Origin of the sequence: Paenibacillus phytorum, assembly GCF_013141715.1 — a bacterium.
Taxonomy (GTDB): domain Bacteria; phylum Bacillota; class Bacilli; order Paenibacillales; family NBRC-103111; genus Paenibacillus_E; species Paenibacillus_E phytorum.
On the sequence record NZ_WHOA01000127.1, the window covers coordinates 50,022 to 66,024 of the forward strand.

General features: G+C 45.8%; 18 protein-coding genes. 8 read left to right on the forward strand and 10 right to left on the reverse strand.

Annotated elements, in window-relative coordinates:
• Positions 1-27 precede the first annotated feature (27 nt).
• Positions 28-237, forward strand: coding sequence for an alpha/beta-type small acid-soluble spore protein (locus GC098_RS19795; RefSeq protein ID WP_171644979.1), 210 nt, complete (start codon positions 28-30; stop codon positions 235-237).
• A 95-nt stretch (positions 238-332) separates the two neighbouring features.
• On the opposite strand, the gene GC098_RS19800 is transcribed toward GC098_RS19795, so the two are convergent.
• Positions 333-1,115: a squalene/phytoene synthase family protein gene (locus GC098_RS19800; RefSeq protein WP_171644980.1), complete on the reverse strand. Its 783-nt coding sequence runs from the start codon at positions 1,113-1,115 to the stop codon at positions 333-335.
• 352 nt (positions 1,116-1,467) lie between these two features.
• Here GC098_RS19800 and GC098_RS19805 point away from each other — a divergent pair, with 352 nt between their 5' ends.
• Positions 1,468-2,283 carry a DUF2935 domain-containing protein gene (locus GC098_RS19805; RefSeq protein ID WP_171644981.1) on the forward strand — a complete coding sequence of 272 codons (816 nt, stop codon included), beginning with the start codon at positions 1,468-1,470 and terminating at the stop codon, positions 2,281-2,283.
• On the opposite strand, the gene GC098_RS19810 is transcribed toward GC098_RS19805, so the two are convergent.
• From GC098_RS19810 to GC098_RS19850, 9 genes are all read right to left on the reverse strand, one after another.
• The gene (locus GC098_RS19810; protein ID WP_171644982.1) at positions 2,267-3,364 is read right to left on the reverse strand and encodes a GerAB/ArcD/ProY family transporter; all 1,098 of its coding nucleotides are present in this window, start codon (positions 3,362-3,364) and stop codon (positions 2,267-2,269) included. The two genes, GC098_RS19805 and GC098_RS19810, sit on opposite strands and share 17 nt — an antisense overlap.
• 23 nt (positions 3,365-3,387) lie before the next feature.
• On the reverse strand, positions 3,388-3,600 hold the full coding sequence (locus GC098_RS19815) for a hypothetical protein (protein ID WP_171644983.1): 213 nt from the start codon (positions 3,598-3,600) through the stop codon (positions 3,388-3,390).
• On the reverse strand, positions 3,597-4,796 hold the full coding sequence (locus tag GC098_RS19820) for a Ger(x)C family spore germination protein (protein WP_216625343.1): 1,200 nt from the start codon (positions 4,794-4,796) through the stop codon (positions 3,597-3,599). The genes GC098_RS19815 and GC098_RS19820 overlap by 4 nt, the downstream gene beginning before the upstream one ends.
• Positions 4,796-6,319, reverse strand: a complete 1,524-nt coding sequence (locus tag GC098_RS19825; RefSeq protein ID WP_171644985.1) for a spore germination protein — start codon at positions 6,317-6,319, stop codon at positions 4,796-4,798. Before GC098_RS19825 ends, GC098_RS19820 begins: the two co-directional genes overlap by 1 nt.
• A 155-nt stretch (positions 6,320-6,474) precedes the next feature.
• On the reverse strand, positions 6,475-6,795 hold the full coding sequence (locus tag GC098_RS19830; RefSeq protein WP_216625344.1) for a hypothetical protein: 321 nt from the start codon (positions 6,793-6,795) through the stop codon (positions 6,475-6,477).
• A 250-nt stretch (positions 6,796-7,045) separates the two neighbouring features.
• On the reverse strand, positions 7,046-7,669 hold the full coding sequence (locus GC098_RS19835; protein ID WP_171644986.1) for an MBL fold metallo-hydrolase: 624 nt from the start codon (positions 7,667-7,669) through the stop codon (positions 7,046-7,048).
• 11 nt (positions 7,670-7,680) lie between these two features.
• A complete protein-coding gene (locus GC098_RS19840; protein ID WP_171644987.1) occupies positions 7,681-8,247 on the reverse strand; it encodes a thioredoxin family protein in 567 nt (188 codons plus the stop codon).
• Between the two features lie 76 nt (positions 8,248-8,323).
• Complete coding sequence (gene uptA / locus GC098_RS19845) at positions 8,324-8,923, reverse strand: undecaprenyl phosphate transporter UptA (protein WP_171644988.1); 600 nt, start codon at positions 8,921-8,923, stop codon at positions 8,324-8,326.
• A 71-nt stretch (positions 8,924-8,994) separates the two neighbouring features.
• On the reverse strand, positions 8,995-9,906 hold the full coding sequence (locus GC098_RS19850; RefSeq protein WP_171644989.1) for a LysR family transcriptional regulator: 912 nt from the start codon (positions 9,904-9,906) through the stop codon (positions 8,995-8,997).
• A 119-nt stretch (positions 9,907-10,025) separates the two neighbouring features.
• On the opposite strand from GC098_RS19850, the gene GC098_RS19855 reads away from it, so the two are divergent.
• The 6 genes from GC098_RS19855 (at position 10,026) to GC098_RS19880 (ending at position 15,969) form a co-directional block, all read left to right on the forward strand.
• Positions 10,026-10,502 carry an HPP family protein gene (locus GC098_RS19855; RefSeq protein ID WP_171644990.1) on the forward strand — a complete coding sequence of 159 codons (477 nt, stop codon included), beginning with the start codon at positions 10,026-10,028 and terminating at the stop codon, positions 10,500-10,502.
• Between the two features lie 111 nt (positions 10,503-10,613).
• Positions 10,614-11,060 carry a cupredoxin domain-containing protein gene (locus GC098_RS19860; RefSeq protein WP_171644991.1) on the forward strand — a complete coding sequence of 149 codons (447 nt, stop codon included), beginning with the start codon at positions 10,614-10,616 and terminating at the stop codon, positions 11,058-11,060.
• 142 nt (positions 11,061-11,202) lie between these two features.
• Positions 11,203-11,883 carry a response regulator transcription factor gene (locus GC098_RS19865; RefSeq protein ID WP_171644992.1) on the forward strand — a complete coding sequence of 227 codons (681 nt, stop codon included), beginning with the start codon at positions 11,203-11,205 and terminating at the stop codon, positions 11,881-11,883.
• On the forward strand, positions 11,880-13,259 hold the full coding sequence (locus tag GC098_RS19870; protein WP_171644993.1) for a sensor histidine kinase: 1,380 nt from the start codon (positions 11,880-11,882) through the stop codon (positions 13,257-13,259). The genes GC098_RS19865 and GC098_RS19870 overlap by 4 nt, the downstream gene beginning before the upstream one ends.
• Before the next feature lie 71 nt (positions 13,260-13,330).
• Positions 13,331-15,556, forward strand: a complete 2,226-nt coding sequence (locus tag GC098_RS19875; protein WP_171644994.1) for an MMPL family transporter — start codon at positions 13,331-13,333, stop codon at positions 15,554-15,556.
• Positions 15,557-15,651: 95 nt separating this feature from the next.
• Positions 15,652-15,969 (forward strand): hypothetical protein, encoded by a 318-nt coding sequence (locus GC098_RS19880; protein ID WP_060649298.1) that lies wholly within the window; start codon positions 15,652-15,654, stop codon positions 15,967-15,969.
• Positions 15,970-16,003 lie beyond the last annotated feature (34 nt).

A 16,003-nucleotide genomic window follows, 5' to 3' on the forward strand; every position in this document is an offset into this window, starting at 1 on the left:
ACACCAAATAAAGGAGTGATTATTTCCATGGCAAACAATAACACATTAGTTGTTCCTCAAGCAAAAGCGGCTTTAAATCAAATGAAATTTGAAGTAGCTCAACAATTAGGAATACCTCTACAACCAGATGGTTACAATGGAAATCTCGCTACACGCGATGCAGGCTCTATCGGTGGCGGTATTACGAAAAGATTGGTACAAATGGCTGAACAACAACTACAAGGCTTTCAACGTTAATTCTTTGATGTAGGATCAAGTGCAAAAAGACTCCAATCACCTTTCCTCCTTCTGGTGAATGAAGTCTTTTTTACGTTTACATATGGACAATTATGTTATCCAGTTACACGACTCACAATTTTTAGAACTGCATCTCTCGTTAATTTGTTTCCACCAACAGAGATGAGGTTTACCGTAGCATGAGCTAGCGCTAATGGTATCTTGCAAAATTTCAACGCCGGACCTTCCTTCAGGTCTGCGACATATGAGTCGGCTAGTTGTAAATTGCGACGTGTGTACTTTTGCATCTCCTTGAATCCCCAACCGTCAGGAAAGAAGTCAACGCCACGTTTAAGATCCTCCACTCTATTTCGGAGGATATTTACAGACTGAAGTCCTCTTCCGAAGGCAATCGCCTTCGTTAGATCCGATTGCGTCCCATCATGCCACAACCATAGTTCTGATAGCATTTCTCCAACCATACCAGCCACGCTATAGGTATAGCGGTCCAGATCCTCTTCCGTATGAATATTCCACCCGTTCTGAACCCATTCGGCCATTTGTAACGACATCTTTGCGATGTAATGATATACGATTGAAGCTCCAGAGGGTGGACAAAGAAGCGCCCACTCATCGAGTTGCATTGTAACAGCAGGTAATTCTGCCCCATAAGGTGATAGTAATTTTTGTGTAGCTTCGATAATATGTGGGGATTGGAATGCCTCGTGTATCCCGAGCAATAACTCCACTTTCAATTGGTCTGTGAGTTCATCATGATCCTCGATCTCATCTATAGCTCGCATACACAGATAGGCAGATGTTACAGCCTCCCTCAATCCTAAATCCAAGTTACTTATCGGAATATAAAAAGTGCGGCTCGTTTTCTTCAACATGGTCATTGCATCATTCAGGACGACGTTAGTGATGGATGCTCCCTCCAAGTATTAGATTATCTTTTAACTTACTCATAGATTTATATCATGATAACATACATTGATATTGTCAATCCAAATATTATAACCATTATTCTATTAAGCTGCCCGGGAGCGGAGCTAAACTCTCTGTATGGGCGTCCAGACGACCGGATGCTACATAACACATATCTATTGTCGGAAGCAGCTAAACGACGGGTGTCTCTGCAGTGGGTGGTTAAAAGGTTCACTCTTGCAAGTTAGATAGGCATATGACAAGCCGGCACTCAAATAGTGTAATACAGGAATGTGATGCCATCTCAAAAGGGAGCTGTGGAACATGACGACTATGGGCTTTGAGGACGGCGCGCTCTTTGAGCTCCGATTTTGGCTGCCGGTTTTGGGTGATCATGCAAGGTTTATCAGGTATGGGCTGGCTCCAGGAGAGGATGTGGAAATATCCAGAGCGGAGCAGTTCATTCAAGCCTTTGATAAGTTCTCGGATTCAGCGAAGGTGAACCTGGAACGCGGGAGCATCGCTGCCTTGCTTCAAGCTGTCAATCCTTGGACCTCACAATTGCGTGCCTATAAACTTCATCTGCTGCAACGGTCGCTAACGGGGAATATCGTCATCCACTTGTACCCGACGTTTTTAAATCATATGGTCGATGAGCTCGAGGAAGGGATGCGCGTATTTGCGGTACTGACAAGCGGCCAACTGCCTCCAGCAGGACCGGCTATTCACCAGCATTTAGTATGGCTTCTAGATGCAGTCGGCCACTGTGACATCTTGTCAGGCCAATTTGATCTGGTAGAGAAGAACTGGAAAAACAAGAGCGGGGAATTTGAACGCTATTTTCAGACCTATTATCTCAAAGCGATCGAGCTTGCGGGTTATATGCGTACTGCATTGCCGGATTTCCCTGCTTTGCGTCGGTTTAATCAAGAAGCAAATACCGTTATGCTCCTCTTCATGAAATTTCTGTCCGAGGTGCAGGAGCTTACGGCCGGAAAAGAATTGCTGAGCACGTTATCAGAGTTAATCCCCGATCATATGTACCGGGAAGAGTGCTATTATTTGTATAAACTCTCTCAAGCTGCTGCAGGCGTGCCCTGCCCTGATTGCGATCCTGCCAAACCTAGAGCCGGGAACTAGTGCTCCGTTTTATTTGAGAACAAAGCAGCAAGACCAGAGGAATAACAAGCTGGAAAGGCACTGAAAGCCATGGCCAAATATGCAGCTGAAACTGGATTACGTCCAGCTGATTAGGATGAAGAAACAGAGATAGCTCTAACAGCGCCAACCCGAGAGGCACGACGTAAATCTGATAATTTCGGCTCCCTACCGTCTGCGCTAGAGCTAAAGAGGCAGCAAATAGACAAACGGTCAGCTTCATGAATTCACCAAAAACCCAAACGGTAAACACGATCGGCTCGATTCGTTCGAAGAAGTCCCCTACAGAGATGTACATCGCGGACATATACGAGGGGAAAATTTGTTTACTCGCGAGTTCGCCCATTACCAGGATATTCACGAAATGGGATGCGATCAACCATGCGCCGGACAATCCGATTACGGAGAGGACCGTCTTTTTTACTTTGTCGGCGCAGTTAACGAAAGGGATGATCATGACAAATAGCACCGACTCTCCCAAAGGGAATGCTGTGATTTGCACGGCTCCGTCGAACACGGGACGCCAACCTGTTTCTAATATAGGAAATAGATTGCCAGGATTCATATCTGGAATCAATAGTGCGATGAATATAACTGATTGCAATATCACAACGATTATTAATATAAGCGCGCATCTACAAATAACTTCAATCCCTTGATAAGCGGCCCAAGCGGCAATTGAGATCATGATCAAACTGATCACAACGCTCGGGGTTCGTGGCAGTAACACGGCTCCTGTAAGATCTTCAAAATTGCGCAAAACGTAAGCCCCTAGTTGGAAGCCGTACCCAGTATACAATATCCCGATCGTTTTCCCCATCCAGGTGCCAAGTAGGGTCTGGGCAATTCCTATTACCGACTTTTGCGGGAATTTTCTGCAAAGTGTCGCATACACCCAAGCCATACAGAGCCCAGCAATGCTACCGATGACGGCGGATATCCAAGAATCATGCCCGGTGGTGTAACCGATGGGCAATGACATCGAGCTTGCTACTATAAATACGAACATGAGAGCCCAAAGCTCAGTATTTGAGATATGGACGTTTAGTCCGAAACTTTTCATCTACGAGTCCCTTCTCCGATCAGTCATTTCACGAAAATCGAGAGCCATTTTTGCAAAATCATAGAGGGGCTCATGATTGGAAAACCCATCGTCATACATAAACCCACAACGGTCGACAGTGTTAAAATGAACCCTACAGTAACATATTCCTTCATTTGCGCCGTCTTTTTCATCAGCTTCAGTTGTACCCAGAAGAGTAAGGCAACGAAGAACGAGTACATCGCAATATTCGTCATTCGGTGTGAACTCCTTTGTTTTCTAGAGAAGAACTAATCATACCGGCTCTTCGCAGGTGGATTTTGGTATCTACGAAAACGTCTGCTTTAGAAAAAATCGTATCCCAATCATCCCTCACCGTTTTCCATGTCCCAAATTGATATTGATGCACCAACAGTCCGAATCCGAATATGTCGGATTTCAATTCTGTTTGCGCTTTCCTTATGCTGTGAAGAGTTTGCTTCGTAATCAGTTTACTAAGTCCTTGTTCAATAATGGCTACGCTTTCTGGCCGACTGATATCCAGCTCTACATTACTTTCATTAAGCAAGCCATCACCACTCAGCTCGATATGAATATTTGCTTTGCCGTCTTTTATAACCGTTTTTATTTTTTTCTCCGTTTTCTTCAAAACAACGCCGACGCTCCCTCCAGCCTCCGGAATCCTTTCGGCCAGATATTCATGCTTTAATTCACCTTTCATCCACCTGAGACTTCTCGTTTCAATGTCATTCAGGTATCCCACCAATTTGTAATTTTTCATTACCGCTGTCGACGAGAGATGAAATACGTTTAGCTTCGACTTTTCATCTTCTTTTTCAACCAACACTTGGGGTTTCTGAATCTCTACTGCTCCCAAAACGGGTACGATTCCGTCTCGCTCCTGGTTTATTAAAAAGTCCCGGAACGTAACCGCCGTACCGACTCCGTTACGCTCCAATTCTCGAACCTCCTCTGACGGTATACGTTCATAAGGATGATCCGTTCTCATCAGTTCTACGGCCTGTTTGCCTTTGGCAACAACAAGGTAAGTGCGAAGTCGGGTTGCTGGATCCCTGGAATAGTAATCCAAAATTTCTTTTATTCCTTTTTTGGCGAATTTTTCTCCGATAAAGACAACCCTGCGATGTCCTTTAAAAAATTTTCGCGAAAGAAGTTGTTGACACTTTCTCTCTACATCGTAAATATTTGTTCCTGAGGCGGATATTACGTAATACGTTTTGTCAAGTGTTCCTGACGTCCCCTCTTTAGAGGGGATAGGTACCTGAATCGAAACAAATATACGGCCATCTTCGGTTATATCCAGCCCAGATGCCATAAAAAGGGCTACGTCATTCATTTCTACCCTGTCCCAACAACCGCTCAAAAGCGGAACCAACATAAGCAAAATGAGCGTCCGCGCTTTCTTGTAGGGCCCGATTTCTCCTCTGCGCATTACGGTTTTTGCCCTTTCGGTATGCGGGTTTGGCGCTTCCCGTCCTGCCCAGGACGAAAATACATGGTCCATAAAGGTGCCCGAAAAATAGTATCCTTGAGTCCTTGAAAGTTAACCGGTGCCATTGGAAATAAATAGGGAACTCCGAGCGACTTGAGGCCTGCAAGGTGGATTAATATGCAAAGCAGTCCTACCGTAATGCCATAAAGTCCAAACATGCCAGCAAGCAGGATCATAGGGAACCTCAGAATCCGAAAAGCGAACGAAAAATTATACCGGGGTATGACAAAAGATGCAATTCCAGTTAATGACACCACAATAACCATCGGGGCTGAAACAATGCCGGCTTGCACGGCTGCTTGACCGACCACAAGGCCGCCCACGATACTGACGGCTTGACCAATTTGCTTAGGCAAACGAACTCCAGCTTCACGTAAACCCTCGAATGTGCTTTCCATAATCAGCGCTTCCACTAATGCAGGGAATGGGATACCTTCCCTGGCGGCGGAAATGCTTAATATCAGTTTTGTCGGAATCATTTGCTGATGGAACGTGGTTAACGCAACATATACGGAGGGTAAGACCAGAGCAATTATTGTTAAGAAGAGCCGTATGAACCGAATCAAATTCGCAAACAGAACACGGTCGTAATAATCCTCTCCCGCTTGAAGAAATCCCCAGAAAGACATTGGACCACTAATGATGAATGGGGAGCCGTCGGTCAATACCGCAACTCGTCCTTCCAATAAAGCGGATACGACATAATCCGGTCGTTCCGTAACGAGATACTGAGGAAAGGGAGAATACGAGCGTCCTTCGATAAATTGTTCAATATACCCCGATTCCAGCACGCCATCGATCTGAATGTTCTGAATTCTGGACTTGATTTCTTGGATGACGGCAGCATTAGCAATATCCTCAAGATAGACGATCGCCACATCTGTTTGGGTTAGTTCCCCTACGGTTAGCGACTCGATTTTCAGTCGAGCTGAACGTATTCTTCTACGGATTAAACTTGTATTGGTCCGAATGCTTTCGGTGAACGAATCGCGAGGACCTCGAACCGTGGCTTCCGAAGAAGACTGCTCGACGGCTCTTGTTTTCCCGCCTGGAATGTTGAGAACGAGCGCTTCCGTTTGACCCTCAATCAAAATAGCAATAGAGCCTTTCAATACATTTTGAACAATGCTTGGAATATTCGATGCTCTTTTCACTTGGCTGATGGCAATCAATTGATTTTGCAGAAATGAAAGAATGTCTTGACTAGCGTCCAGCGGCGCGGATGAGCTGCTTAACATAAGCGATTTCAGCAGTGATTCGTCCAACTGTTTTTCTTCGATTAATCCATCTATATATAGGAGAAGAGCGTTCTTTTGACCGCAAATTTGAAAAGAGCGGAATATCACGTCCGAGCAAGAATGAAACGTGTTCTTTAAAACGGATTCGTTTTCTTCCAATGAGGATGTCAGCAAGCTGCTTGTCGTTTCGTTCACTAGCGCTTTATCTTGGTACTCTTTTAACATAGGGGTAAATACCTCCACGATAAGCAATGACAACATTTAAATATTGTTATGTTCATTCAGCTTCTAAATTATGTAAAAACCTCGTAAAATCATTTGATCGAAACTAAAAAACTGACGCCGATGGAATATCGACGTCAGCTCACAAGATCAGCGAATTAATATTTACAAATCCCACGTGTAATAATGACAAGCAAAATGAACAGAACGAGAATACTTCCTACTGAGTTATAAGAGCTGACTTTAGCTACAGGGTGAGGGTGATGATGTACAACCGGTTTCGGGAAAACATACGATGTTTGTTGGTAGGATGCGTGTAAATGGATATCATTGTGGATCGGGCTTTGCATAATTGGAGCTTGCTGTACCGGCATCGGCATTGGGGCTGGCATCGGCATTGGCATTGGCATTGGAGCTGGCATTGGAGTTGGCATCGGCATTGGGGCCATCGGGTACGTTGGAGCTTTTACATATTCCATGAAAGAGCACCTCCTCGAAGTTTTCCTTAAGGAAAACTTTCATTATAAATTTAAATGGTCTTAAACTACTTGTTTTCGTTTAGGTTGGGTGAATAGCTTACAACATCAGTCTATGGGGGAGCACCTACCTTGAACACGGTAAACACCCAGATCCAAATAAAATGGTTAGATGTCATGGGCGAACGAGCATTCATGCGGCTAATGAAACAGCAAAAGGACTGTCCCATACATCATGGACAGTCCTTCTTTATTACACATATGGATTGTTATCTCGTTCGAAACCAATCGTTGTTTTGGCGCCATGTCCGGGATACACAATGACGTCATCATCGAGTAGAAACAGCTTATCTTGAATGGAATCCAGCAGCACGTTGTTATCCCCACCAAGAAGATCCGTTCGACCTACCGACAGTTTGAAAAGTACATCTCCACTGAACAGGTGCTTCTCGTATAAGAAGCTCACACTTCCCGGTGAATGACCAGGGGTATGGAATACCTTAAGCTTAATGCCAAGAAACTCGAGCGTTTGCCCTTCGTCTAGCGCATATTCAGCCGGGTCCGTTTCAATCGGAGCACCTAGATCAGGCCAGCGAGCTGAGCCGTTTTTCTTCGGATTCGTCAGCCAATCGGCTTCTAGATCGTGGATATACACAGGACAGCGTTTGAGCTTACGAATCTCATCGACACCACCGATATGGTCAAAATGAGCATGCGTGAGAAGAATCGCTACAATATCCAAATCGGCAATCTTTTTGATAAGTGATTTAGGATTCATGCCAGGATCTATGATAATGCCTTTTCCCGTTTCTGGATCAGATAACAAATACGCGTTCGTACTTACCGGTCCTAGAACAAATGATTCTATTTTAATCATATGTATTCACCTTAGAACGACTCGATTAATTCACGAAGTTCCTTCACAATAACAGCATGATATCCGTTACCTTCACCATATTGACGGCCCATTTCGGCTCTGGCTACTTGAATTTTTTCGCTATAATCTGACGCTTCACGATCTGGATTTTCTTTTTTGAATTGATTCATAACAGCTTGCACGTGTTTCGGACGCGGACCCCATTGTCCCAAAACAAAACCGCCTGTATCTGTAAATATAACAATTGGAATCGCACGACCGCCACCCGTCAGGAACTGGTCAATAACGTCGTAATTTTGTTCAATGATAAGTACTTCCGTAGGAATACCGCTGTTCTCCAGCGCCTTGAATACGACAGGTACGTTGCGAACAACGTCACCGCACCAGTCCGCAGCAACGATCAGACAGCGTAGATCATCCCGGTTGTTTAGAGAATCAAAATACTCCTTGTCCTCTTCATTATCCCATTCAAATCCATTGTAATAAGCTAAAAATTGCTCTTGATTTTTCTCCATGCTGTCAATGAACTGTTGTGGCTTTAAGCCAGTGCGCAGTTTGCTTGCAAGATTCGTACTCATCGCTTTCATCCTCTCTAATCGTCATTCGTTTCTTTTATTGTAGCAAATGCAAGCGAAAGCTCCAAATCTTTGTGGCTTATATCTTCGCTTTTCTTTTCAAAAATAATTGATAACCCACATACAAGATTGTTAAGACAATCGCTGCGATAATTAATGGCTTAATGTAAGGTCCTGCGATTTCGTCAATCGTTTCCCAGTTATCTTTGAGCTTCATGCCCAAGTAGACATAGAGAATGGAATATGGAATTAAAGCTAGACCTGTGTAGAGTGTGAATTTACCTAGTGGCATTTTGGCCATACCGCCGGGAAGGGATATCGCATGCCGGACAATGGGAATGAATCTAGCTGTGAAGATCATGCCTGTCCCATAGCGGTTAAACCAAGACTCGGCTACATCAATATGATGCTTGCTGATAAGCAAATATTTGCCGTACTTCTCAAGGAAGGGTCTGCCGCCGTAGCGTCCGATCCAATAGAGCACCACTTGTGCTAAGGTACCGCCGATTACTGCGCAAATAATAGCACCAACAAAATTAATTTCACCTTTAGACACCAGATAGCCTGCGTAAGCCAAAAGCAATTCGTTAGGGATAACTTCCAACATTAATCCGAGGAAAATCCCCCAATACCCAAGCCCTTCCAAATAAAGCAGTACATTGTGAATCAACTCACTCATCCATGAAACCTCTCTCCACTTAGAATATCCGTTTCTAGTCTATAAAACATTCTATCACAGACGGGCTCCTATCAACCAGTTTCACGCTCTTTTTGCGCTAAAAAGTAAGATATAATGTGCTCCTTGCAAGCTTGTACGGGTGCACTTAAGTCTTTGCCTGAGCGATGAATGAGCCCATGCTCTAGCAGAATTGTTTTCTCCTGCTGCAATCTCAACAGTTTGCCCGATTGAAGCTCTTCCTGAACGGATGTTAACGGCATTAAGGACAGTCCCATTCCAAACATCATGGTCTGTTTAATCATTTCTGTGCTGTCGAACTCCATTGCTGTAAAGTTGGCTAACCCTTTGTCTGCTAAGACCTGAGAGGCCATCGTTTGGTAAATGCAGCGGCTTCCAAAACCGATTACTTTGGTATCCGCTATCGCTTCCCAACCATCGTTCTCCATACGACTTACCAATGCAGGAGCCCCTACCCATACCAATTCATCTTGAATAAGAGGTATAAAAGTAAGATTGTTAGCCTTCGGGTCGCGTGGAACAATACCAAGGTCAACGCGGTATGCAGACACTTCTTGGATAATATCGCGTTGAAAGCCGGTTTCCAGCTGCAATTGAATCTGAGGATACTGTTCAAAAATAGTAGGCAGCAGCTGCGGGAGATGCGGTACGCAAAAGGATTCAAGCGCTCGGAGCCGCACCACGCCTTTAGGTTCATGCAGACCGGTTAATTTATCTTGAAGGGATTCGCCAAGCTGTAGATATCGATACGCATAGGGGGCAACTTCCCTGCCCGCGTCAGTTAATTCTACGCCTCGGGGCAAACGCTTAAACAGCGCTTGACCCAGTGTTTGCTCAAGTTGATGAATATGCATCGTAACCGTAGATTGCACGTATCCGAGCTTGAGGGCTGCCTTGCTGAAGCTTTTCTCCTCCATCACCGTGATGAAGGTTTTCATGCTGCGCCCGTCCATATGTTCAAGCATCACACTCCACCCCTATCTATCGGATTATCCAATATCTAATATCGCAATCATTCGTTATTCAAATAATTAATCTCATGATACCATGTGAATTAATAAAGGAAAAGAGGTGTACACAAGCAATGAATAGCCCTGCATCATTCCCAAAAGCATTCGCTCTGCTCATCCCCGGAATCGGCGGGTTTCTCGCCATTCTGGTTTGCAGCTTACTCGGCGATTTCACCCGAGTCTCACTGCTTATGGCGCCCTTCGGCGCTTCCTGCGTCATCGCCTTCGCGCTCCCGCAGAGCCCGCTCGCGCAGCCCCGCAGCCTTGTCGGCGGCCACCTGCTGAGCACGCTCGTCGGGCTCTGTGCGCTCTCCGCCTTCGGCGTCCACGCGTGGAGCCTCGCCCTTGGCGTTGGCGCCGCCATCACGCTCATGCAGCTGACGCGCACGCTGCATCCGCCGGCCGGCGCCGACCCGCTGCTCGTGATGCTCACGGGCGCGGGCTGGGGCTTCCTGCTCACGCCGGTGTTGCTCGGCGCCGCGGTGCTCGTTCTGATTGCCCTCGTTTATCACCGGGCAACCAGAACCCATTACCCCACAGCATGGTGGTAATGAGAACACCTACTTGAACAGCAGCTTGAACTGTTCATCAGATCATAATCATGCACTGACAAGCCTCCGCATAAGATGTACAAGATACCTTGTACAGGAGGCGGACCAACCATGTCCCGAGTATGGATTGTGAAACGTAAGCATCTCTATCTAGCAGCCGCTGCTGTGCTGCTGCTCCTCTCCGGCTTGCTGTATATAAACCGTGGAAGCATCGTTTCAACGGCAGCCGAACCGACTGCGGAAAGAACGATTCACATGGTTGTCGGAGAGTTTAAATCAACCACGGCAGACGGTAAAACAATCGAAGCCTATCGATGGGATCCGGGCACCGTCGTTGTCCAAAAGGGCGAGAGAGTCAAGCTTAGCATCTATGGCGTGAACGGTCAGAACCACCCTTTTCTCATCGAAGGGCTAAATATTAGCGGTGAAGTCAAGAAAGGGAAAGAAACCGTTGTACATTTTACAGCCAATCAGGAAGGGACTTACCGCCTCATTTGCTTGACGCACACGGATATTGCCCATAGCGGTCCGATGATCGGCTATATCGTGGTGGATTAGCCTCCTTTCTGACGAAAACCTTATCTGCTCCCTGGTCTCCTAACCCCCTTGTGGCGTTTTGATATCAAGAGTAGCAATAAGGTTTTTTTTCGTTTACACTGTTGCAAAGTTCAATCATTTTAATGAAGAAGGTGCCCCAGTCTTGAAAACTCATATTCTAGTTGTCGATGACGATGCTCACATTCGGGAATTGCTCCGTTTCTTATTTTCAAAGGAAGGCTATGCGGTGTTTGAAGCAAGTGATGGAGAACAAGCGTCCAAGGTGATGGAAACCGAGCAAATTCATTTGGCGGTTGTTGATGTCATGATGCCGCTGCGCGATGGTTTGGAGCTATGTTCGGAAATTCGCGAGCATTATGATATTCCTGTCCTTCTTTTAACAGCCAAAGGAGAAATCGAAGATAAAGAGAAAGGCTTTCAGTCTGGGACCGATGACTATATGGTCAAGCCCTTTGAGCCCAAGGAATTGTTGTTCCGAGCGAGAGCTTTGCTGCGGCGTTATCAGCTTGTCTCCTCCGAGGTGATTACCTTGAACCAAACGATCATCAATCGGAAAAGCTATGAAGTAACCGCCAAGGGTCAAACACTTCTCCTTCCCCTCAAAGAATTTCAACTGTTAGCCCAATTAGCCAGTCATCCAGGACGCATATTCACACGTGAACAGCTGATTCAAATGCTCTGGGGAACGGATTATGAAGGCGACAGCCGTACCATTGATGTTCATATTAAGCGTTTGCGTGAGCGGTTCTATGAGATGACCGATGATTTCGTCATTACAACTGTACGAGGACTTGGGTATAAGCTTGAGGTGACCGAACGGTGAAGACACTATATACTCGTATCGTTGTTACTTTTATTGTCATTGCGATGGTCAGCAGTACGCTCGCTCTGCTCCTCTCCAATAGCTATTACTTGGCCAATTTAAAAGACAAAAACGAAGAACAAATTTGGAAGATCACGAATGAAATTCGTACGTTGTATGAGCAAGTGCATGATCTCGAGCCAGCTACCTACTTTACACATATCGCCAACTTGGGATTTCAACTTTATGCCGTTAACGATCGGATGGAAGGAACCTATTACGGGACTCCGTTTAAACATACCCAGATCGATCCTGAGCAGATTCGGCTTGTCTTATCCGGAGAGACGTATCGGGGCGTCTTGCAAGAGCGTCATTTTCTTATGGTGACCGGTTTTTTTGAAGATAGCCTTCGAAATAGCATCGGGGTCCCTATTCAAGTAAAGGGAAAACCTTATGCGCTATTTGTGAGGCCTAATTTGGAGCAGCAAATTGGCGGCGTACGTATCCTCATGGCCTTTCTGTTAGGGCTTACGTTTCTTTTTAGCATTATCTTAATCATCATTTTCTCACAATATATTGTTAAGCCTGTCAAAAAGTTAACCGAAGCTACAAAACGGATCGTCAAAGGAAACTTTGAGAGTGCCATGGACGTTTCACGGCAAGATGAGATTGGAGAGTTGGCCAGAGACTTCACCTACATGGCCCAATCCCTCAAACAGCTGGATAACATGCGGCAGGAGTTCGTGGGCAACGTTTCTCATGAAATTCAGTCTCCGTTAACATCCATCCAAGGCTTCGCTCAGTCGATTCTGGACAAAGAAACCTCCGAGGAAGAGAAAGAACGGTATCTTCATATCATTTTAGAAGAAAGCAAGCGGTTATCCTCACTCAGTAAGCAGCTGTTAACGCTAGCCTCTTTAGACAAAGAAAGCCATGTCATTAAGCGCAGCGTCTATCGACTAGATGAGCAAATTCGCCAGATTCTGATTGTTACCGAGTGGCAATGGACCGAGAAAAAGCTAGAGATCGAACTTGAACTGCCAGAAGCAGACATCTATGCGGACCCCCAACTGCTCCATCAAGTTTGGCTGAACTTCATCACGAACAGCATCAAGTTTTCGAGGCCTGGGGATACGTTGCGGATCGAGATTCAGAAGTTGGATACGGAAATCCTCATTCTGATCAGCGATACAGGTATTGGGATACCGGGAGCTGAACTACCGCATATCTTTGATCGCTTCTATAAAGCAGATAAGGCAAGAAACCGCGCTCGCTCTGGCAGCGGCTTGGGATTATCGATTGCGCAGAAAATTATTGACCTCCACCATGGAAGCATTGATGTGCAGAGTGAAGTGGATATAGGCACTACATTCACAGTGCGCCTACCGAGATTGTAATCGAACATTCATCGTCTGTTCATATTCCTTTCCTACAATTCTAATGAGAATGAGGAGAGGGGACATGAACAATGAACCGTTTTTTCCCGAAGTTAGCTCGTTTCGTAAGCAGCTCCAAAGGAGCCAAAATCGTTCTGATCAGTTGGCTAGCAGCCATTTTCTTATTAAGCGCTATGGCGCCATCCTCGAAGGAAGTTGCAAAAAGCGGCGGAGAAGGCAGCATCCATGAAGATACGCTATCCGCGGCAGCTCAGCAAATTCTGAAAGAAGACTATCCATCTCAAGATGGCTTAACAGCTCTTCTTGTCTTCCATGGACAGAACGCAATTACAGATGCTGAACGCGGAAATATCCAAAAAATTAGTGAATGGCTTAGCTCCGATCAGAAACCGCCCTTGGTCACGCGTGCTATACCTTTCCATCAACTACCCAGACCTCAGCAGGATTCCTTATTTTCCGAGGATCAAACTACACTCCTGCTGACCGTCTCATTACAAAAAGATTTGGAATCCGGGCAAGTCTATGACACCCTTGAGCAAATTCGACATACTGCGGATCAGATTGGCATGGGGGCTGTCAAACTTGAAATCACAGGTCCTGCCGGCATCTCTTCCGATACGATCATGCTTTTCAAGAAAGCTGACTTCGTCTTAATGCTAGCAACGGTTGTTTTGATTTTAGTCATTTTGATCATCATCTATCGTTCCCCCCTACTCGCTCTGCTGCCCTTAGTTATTGCGGGCATGGTGTATCAGGTCGTGGACCGAATCCTCGGCTTGGCGGGTAAAATGGGCTGGTTCTTCATCGAGAAGCAATCCCTTTCCATCATGATGATTCTGCTTTTCGCAGTGCTAACCGATTATTGCTTATTTATCGTTGCTCGTTACCGGTCTGAACTAAGGAAGACAGACTCCAAATACGACGCGATGTCTACTGCTTTCTCGAAAGTAGCTGAACCTATCCTATTCAGCGGCGGGACGGTCTTTATCGCCATGCTCACTTTGTTCGCCGCCATTTTCAAGCCTTACCATCACTTTGCGCCTGTGTTTTCGGTTGCCATGATCATCATCCTGCTAGGTGGATTGACCTTAATCCCTGCGCTATTTGCACTCGTTGGACGCAAAGCCTTCTGGCCCTTGATTCCAAAGAGGGAGATGACACTATCCGAAGTGAAACAGAAGGGATTCTGGGCAAAAGTTAGTGCTTTTATAACAAAAAAGCCTGCTTTCACAGCCATCCTTTTATTAATAGTATTAATTATTCCTTCTCTTTCTACGTTAAGCATGAAGTATTCATTTAACTTAATGAAGTCCTTTCCTAGTGATATTTCGTCGCGGCAAGGCTTCGAGCTTCTACAGCAGCGCTTCCCACAAGGGCAGTTAGCCCCGGTTACAATCCTTTTGAAGTCAGAGAAAGAGATCGTTTTGGATGCTGCATTTATCGATAAGGCTAGTTTATTGGTTAATGCCATGAAAGAAAGAAACGGGATTAGCGGCATCACACCTGAAATTAATCAGGATTTGCTGACCTCCAATAGCCCAACTGCCCAAGCGATGCTCTCCCAGCAAAAGCATACTATCAGACTCCAGATGACGCTAAAGCAAAACCCATACGACCAGGAAGCACTGGATTTGATTAACCAAATGCGTGGAGACAGTGAACAATTACTCCGAGACAGCGGATTCGATCCTGCTCAGTTTTCCTTGCATGTTGCAGGCCAAACGGCTGATCAACTGGATGTCCGGTCCATGAATAAACGCGATACTCTCGTCATATTTTCGCTAATTACCCTATTTATTACCCTCATGCTTATTTGGCAGGCCCGATCCATCCGATTGGCTCTCACAATGATTGCAACCATGCTGTTATCTTATGCGGCGACTATGGGACTAGTATGGGGTGTCTTCCATTACGGATTTGGCTATGATGCTTTTAGCTATCGACTGCCTGTCTACACGTTCGTCTTTCTCATCGCGTTAGGAGTCGATTACAACATTGTGTTGGTCTCACGGATTAAAGAGGAAGCTCAGAACTATGCGTGGCGGGAAGCTGTAAGGCGGGGCGTCGCTTTGACAGGCGGAGTCATCTCTTCTGCTGGTATTGTCCTTGCAGCTACCTTCAGTGTGCTGATGACACAGCCGCTCCAAGAATTGATGCTGTTCGGTTTCGCCATGGCAGCCGGGATTTTAATCGACACCTTCCTCGTTCGCGGCATGCTGCTTCCAGCACTGATGACATACTTGGGACCAAAAGGACCAGACACCAAGCTCCAACAAAATACGGCAGTAAAACTATAATCCTTTACCCAAATGGGCGGCTTAGGTTCATGTCCCCAGTGGCTCTGCACCCTCTCCATGCATACAAATAGCATAGAGGGAGTGTGGATACAGTCATGATCAATAACAAGCCGAGTGAAAAACATAAGCAGCAGTTCCCCAGTGCACGTGGGATTCGGAGAGCTTGCAGCAAGGAATTATACCGAACCGTTAAGCGCTTGAAAGTATGGATTTCCCCCGAGCAGATTAGGGCTGCTGAGGAGCTCTATGTGAAAAAGGTGATGCTGAATCTTCCATTCATCATGGAGAACGGCAGCAATCGCAAAGCGCTTTCCGATTGGTTCGACGAAAACGTAGGGCCAGAAATTGCCCCGCTTTGGAATGTAGAGCTTGAAGCATTAAACCATGCGTTTCGTGACGCATTCGGTGGTTAAAGCAAAGAAGGCCATGGGTATGTTAGACATACGC